The sequence below is a fragment of the Streptomyces boluensis genome, assembly GCF_009908195.1.
Taxonomy (GTDB): domain Bacteria; phylum Actinomycetota; class Actinomycetes; order Streptomycetales; family Streptomycetaceae; genus Streptomyces; species Streptomyces boluensis.
Genome location: NZ_JAAAHS010000710.1, coordinates 1 through 1,418 on the forward strand (window position 1 = coordinate 1; position 1,418 = coordinate 1,418).

General features: G+C 68.5%; 1 protein-coding gene. It reads left to right on the top strand.

Annotated features, from left to right (window positions below; genetic code table 11):
• Positions 1-1,335 (top strand): MFS transporter (locus tag GUY60_RS37645; protein WP_188133292.1); only part of this gene is annotated, 1,335 nt, incomplete at its 5' end.
• Positions 1,336-1,418: the final 83 nt, after the last annotated feature.

The window sequence follows — 1,418 nt, forward strand, 5'->3', positions numbered from 1 at the left end:
GCCTCGCTCTCCCGAATCATCGTGGTGAGCAGCGCCGGTTCCGCCATCGAATGGTTCGATTTCTTCATCTACGGCACGGCCGCCGCCCTGGTTTTCAACAAACTGTTCTTCCCGGCGTCGGATCCGCTGGTCGGCACCCTCCTTGCTTTCATGACGTTCGCCATCGGTTTCGTGGCACGTCCGCTGGGCGGAATCGTCTTCGGGCATTTCGGCGACCGGGTGGGACGTAAGCCGGCGCTGGTGACCGCGCTGTTCCTCATGGGCGGCTCGACGGCGTTGATCGGACTCCTGCCGACGTACGACACCATCGGTGTCGCCGCGCCACTGCTGCTGGTCGTGCTGCGCCTGCTCCAGGGCATCGCCGTCGGCGGCCAGTGGGGCGGGGCCGTGCTGATCGCCACCGAGAACGCCCCGCGGGGGCGGCGTGGCCTGTACGGCAGCTTCGCCCAGCTGGGCGTGCCGGCCGGGCTGATGCTCTCCAGCCTGGTCTTCCTGGTCACCACGTCCACGCTCGACGAGCAGCAGTTCGCGGCGTGGGGCTGGCGGGTGCCGTTCCTGTGCAGCATCGCCCTGATCGTGGTGGCGATCTTCGCCCAGTTCAAGCTGGAGGAGACGGAGGACAGCCGACAGGCCAAGCAGGAGCGCGAAGCATCCGGCGTCTCCGGCGCGCGCCGTTCACCGGTCGTCGAGGTGCTGCGCAAGCACTCCAGGAACGTGCTGCTCGCCGCCGGCGCGGTCGTCATAGTCGGCGCGGGCTTCTACCTGTTCGTCACGTACATGCTTGCGTACGGCACCACTGTCCTCGGCATGCCGAAGAGCACCCTGCTCAACGCCGTCCTCGTCGGCGCCGCGCTCCAGATCCCCGCGCTCATGGCCTTCGGCGCCCTCTCCGACCGTATCGGGCGGCGCAAGGTGTACCTGGCGGGTGCCCTCGGCATGGGTCTGTGGGCGTACCCGTCGTTCGTCCTGATGAACACCGAGCGCTGGCCGCTGGTCACCCTGGCCCTGGTCGTCGGGCAGCTGCTGTTCGCGGCGATGTACGGCCCTCAGGCGGCCTTCTTCTCGGAGCTGTTCTCCGCGGAGGTGCGCTACTCCGGCGCCTCGCTCGGCTACCAGCTCGGCGTGATGCTGGGTGGCGCATTCACGCCGATCGTCGCGACCTGGCTGTACGCGGAGTACGGCTCGTACGTGCCGGTGGCCGGCTTCCTGGTCGTAGCGGCGGCGGTCTCCTGCTTGTGCGTGCTCGTCCTCAGCGAGACGTACCAGCAGGAGGACCCTGAAGACGTGGCCGACGGGTCCGACGCCCACGACGAGGCGTCCCTGACGACGAGCTGACGTCCCTCTTCACCACCGGAGCGGCCTCCGTCGTTCGACGGAGGCCGCTCGTCGTGTGTCCGCGGTTGTGGTCAGTCCCGGCC